General features: G+C 70.6%; 4 protein-coding genes. All 4 read right to left on the bottom strand.

The genetic code is table 11. The features are described 5' to 3' along the window. Positions 1–932, bottom strand: a 932-nt coding sequence (locus V7E09_RS14775) for a hypothetical protein (RefSeq protein ID WP_324511926.1), incomplete at its 3' end; no start/stop codon positions are given. Between the two features lie 241 nt (positions 933–1,173). Next, positions 1,174–2,397 carry a type II toxin-antitoxin system HipA family toxin gene (locus V7E09_RS14770; RefSeq protein ID WP_324511925.1) on the bottom strand — a complete coding sequence of 408 codons (1,224 nt, stop codon included), beginning with the start codon at positions 2,395–2,397 and terminating at the stop codon, positions 1,174–1,176. Beyond that, on the bottom strand, positions 2,381–2,626 hold the full coding sequence (locus tag V7E09_RS14765; protein WP_324511924.1) for a helix-turn-helix domain-containing protein: 246 nt from the start codon (positions 2,624–2,626) through the stop codon (positions 2,381–2,383). The genes V7E09_RS14770 and V7E09_RS14765 overlap by 17 nt, the downstream gene beginning before the upstream one ends. 157 nt (positions 2,627–2,783) lie before the next feature. Then, the coding region (locus V7E09_RS14760) for a zinc-binding alcohol dehydrogenase family protein (RefSeq protein ID WP_324523635.1) at positions 2,784–3,727 on the bottom strand (944 nt) is incomplete at its 5' end.

The raw sequence follows: 3,727 nt of genomic DNA, 5'->3' as shown, positions 1-3,727 counted from the left end.
TCGAGCCAGGTGACCGGGACGACCCATTCGGCGTCGTCGCCGTCGATTTCGCTGCGTCGGAAGCCGCCGCTGCGGGGCTGGTCCGCCAGCGGGACCCACGCTCCGCCGACCAGCACCTTGGCCTCGTCGGCGGGGGACGCCTCGGCAAGGGTGGTGCCGACGGCGACGTAGCCGCTGCCGGGGATGTTGACCCACACCCGGGCTCCCACGGGCAGTGACCTCAGGGCCGCCGCGGCGGACGCCCCTGCGCCCGCGGAGACGAACTGATGGGTTCGGGCGTCCTCCCAGGGGCGGTCGCCGCCGAAGGAGACGTACCAGTCGCGGCCGTTCCAGGGTGCACGCCTGCCCGTGCGTCCAGGTTCGGTGGGGTCGTCGTCGTCGCCGAGCCATGACCGGGTGAGGTAGCGGCGTCCGTCGTCCTCGAAGGAGGACAGGAACACCACGGTCACCGGCACGCCGAACGGACGCAGGTAGCGCACGATGCGGTCCAGGTGCGCCTCGGGCTCCCCCGCGACCACGGTCAGGTGGACGTCATGGTTGAGGTCGTCGGGTGGCGTGCCGCCGAAGACGTCCTCGAATGCCGCCTCGAACGGCTGCGCGAGATGCCGGGTGGCGAGGGCCAGCACCTCACCACGCGACAGGCCCGCCGCCCAGGACCCGTGATCCAGCGCCCGCGCCACCACTTCATGCCCGGCGGCGTCGCCGGCGAGTTCCACCACATGCAGACCGCCGTCGGCGTCCACGGCCAGGACGTCCAACGGGACGCCGGACGCCGTGGCGACCTGGCTTCCGATCACCAGCAACCGCTCCCCCAGCAGCGAGGGATCACGGCGCAACAACGCCTGCAGATCCGCCTGCGCGGGGGCGGTGGCGGTCGACACCGCGCGGGGCTCGTCCCCGTCGATGCGCCACATTCTCTTCTCAACGTGCATGGGTGAAGCTCCTTGGAAACGTGGGGGTGAGCTCCTCGTCAGCGGCGAGTGAAGACGAGGGGTAGTGCGGGTGATGCCCAGCCTAAGCGACAGGGTGCCGGACGCCGACCTACGGACAAGGACATGGGCGTGGGTCCGGCAGCGTATCGGCTCGACCCTGCCCAACGCCGAGGTGGACCTGATCCGGGTCTCGCAGGGGGCGCCCGACAATGGACAACCCCACCGCGCCTCACCGACCCGCTCAGGTGCGCCCGACCGCGCGGCCCGCGCGCAGGTTCGCCACAAACCCGCGCACCTGCTCGTGCAGCCCGGGGAAGGCACCATCGAGGGGGACTTCGTTGTCGAGCCCCTGAGCCACGTGCTCCAGCGCCTCGTCGACGACAACCCCTGCCCGACGCAGCCCCCACGCGGCGACCTCGGCCATCAGATCGTCGCGGGTGATGTCCTCGTGACGGTAGACGCCGTTGACAGCCAGGGCCATCCGTCCATGTCCAGGCTGGTGCGCTTGGGGGACGATGTCGTAGGCGGGGGCCAGCGTGACGTCGCCGTCGGCGGGGTGCAGGAGCCCCAGGTTCTTGGTGTGCAGATCCAGGTTGCCGATCGCGACCGCGAAGACGACCATCTGCGCGAGCCGACGTAGGTCGGCTTCGGATGCGTGCGCCGTCAGCGTGGCGGCCACCCGCCGCAGGCTGACGACCCCACCGATCTCCTGATACTTCTGGTTGCGGCTCGCGCCCAGCACCTGGCTGAAATCCTCCTGATGGACGCGGACGCCACCCAAGCGGTCGAAACGCTCGATGACCAGAGCGGACAGCCCGTCGAACTGCTGAATCGTCGTCGCGAAGGACGCCAGCCCCAGGCATCGGGCGAGCCGGGAGCCGTACTCCTCGTCATAGATGACGCTGGCCGCGTGACCTGGCAGTTGAGGTTTCAGGATGTGGGTCGTCGGGTACCCGCCCAGGGCCTGCGCCCAGCCGTCGTCGGTCCTGACCAGGACGACCTTGGACTGCACGCCACCCAGCGACGTCTTGCCCCCGGCGGCGTCGTTCCCCAAGGGCGCCCCCAGGGGATCCTCCAGGAGCGTGCGCACATCCCGCCCCGATACGGCGCGAATGCCAGGTATCGCAGGTTCGGTGGGGTCGTCGAGATCCCACACCTGCAGGGCGCCCGCCACGTCGCGACCGTAGCGAGCCAAGAAGGCGGGCGTGTCCCCACGAGGCAGCCCGCCTTGGGCCAGCAGGTAGTCGTATTGGTCGCCCTCGGGAAGGAGTTCGGCGAACCAGTTCCGACGCCGTCCGGCCTGATCGCGACGCTGCCGCGGCGACAACGGAAGGGCGACCGACAGCACGGGACTGTTCGTCCCGAACGTGGCGACGCCCTCCGCTGTGGGCGTCATGTCGAAGGTGCGGGCCTCCCCGATCAGCGTCCCGACACGGGTGCCGTACAACTCAACCGCGAGGCGCATCCTCACCCTCCCACGTGGCGGTCAGTTCTAGCCCCGTGGCCCGGGCGATACCCAGCAAACGCCGCAGATAGATCGTCCCTGAACCGGTCTCGATCTCGCTGATGGCGCTTTGGGTGACACCCAACTCCTGCGCCAACTCGGTCTGCGAGAGCCCGCGCGCGAGGCGCGCCTGCTGGACGGCCAGGCCGACGTCAGCGGGGGAACGCAAACGGGCGGTGTAGGCGACCATAGATGAACCTCCATCGGCTTTTCCCGATGCCCGGTTGATATCGAGAAATCCAGATACTCCCACGGTACCCGAAAAACCAGATACGGCACGGCTCGCATTGGCGGCGCTTCCTCACAGGCGGCGAGCCTCAGCGCTGGCACGTCCCGCCAGCCCCACCTCAGAAGGTCAGCACCGGACGCGGATCCTGGCTGCCCGCCCAGGCTTCCGCGACTTGCTCCAGCGGGTGGCCGGACGCCTCCACGGTGACGCGACCCTCGGCAATCATCCCGACGTAGCGCCGCGCTTCGGTGAGGTAGCGGCGCATGTCGAACGAGCCGATCCCGCTGCCACTGAGCCGGAACGGGCGGCTGCGTAGCAGGGCGGACGGCACCCTCGCCTCCGCTCCGGCGATTCCGCCGATCTCCACGTACTCACTGGCCGCTCCGGGCAGGGTGGCCATCGCGGCGAAGGTCGCCTCGGCGACGCCGCCCCACAGGAAGTCCAGCGTCAGCGCGGGCATGGCCCCGCCGAGGGCGGCGGCGATCGACGCCGCATCGGACTCTCGCTCCCCCGCCAGCGCGACCGTCACGACGCTCGGGCCAGCGACGCGCGCCAACTTCTCGGGGTTGCGGCCGACCGCGATGACGCGCGACGCCCCGGCCGCGAGCGCGTTCTGCACGGCGAGCCCGCCTGCCATGCCGGTCGCCCCGAGGATGAGGACCGCCCCGAGGGACGCGTGACCCTCGAGGTACCCGGTCAGCGGCATCCAGGACGCCATGCCCGGGTTCATCCCTGCCGCGACCGCCACCGGGTCGGCGCCTTCGGGGAGCGGCGCCATGACGCGGCTCGGCACCGACATCCGCTCGGCGAAGGTGCCATAGGGTTCCTCGACGCCGCCGGTGTAGACCAGGGTGCCGTCCGCGGTCCGGGCGACGGCGTCGACGCCCGGGATCAGCGGGAATGCCCCAGCGCTGGAGTAGTGCGCCCCCGATGCCTTCGACCGCACCACCGGATGAATGGCCGCCGCCACCAGTTCGACGACCTCATGGCCGGGCACCACCTGCGGCTCGGCGAACTCACTGAACCGCGGACCCTCACCGGCCCCGAACACCACTGCTGCCT

Source organism: Propioniciclava sp. (assembly GCF_036744435.1).
Classification (GTDB): Bacteria; Actinomycetota; Actinomycetes; order Propionibacteriales; family Propionibacteriaceae; genus Propioniciclava.
Note: the sequence above shows the minus strand (reverse complement) of the source record. Positions and strands in the feature narration are given on the sequence as shown.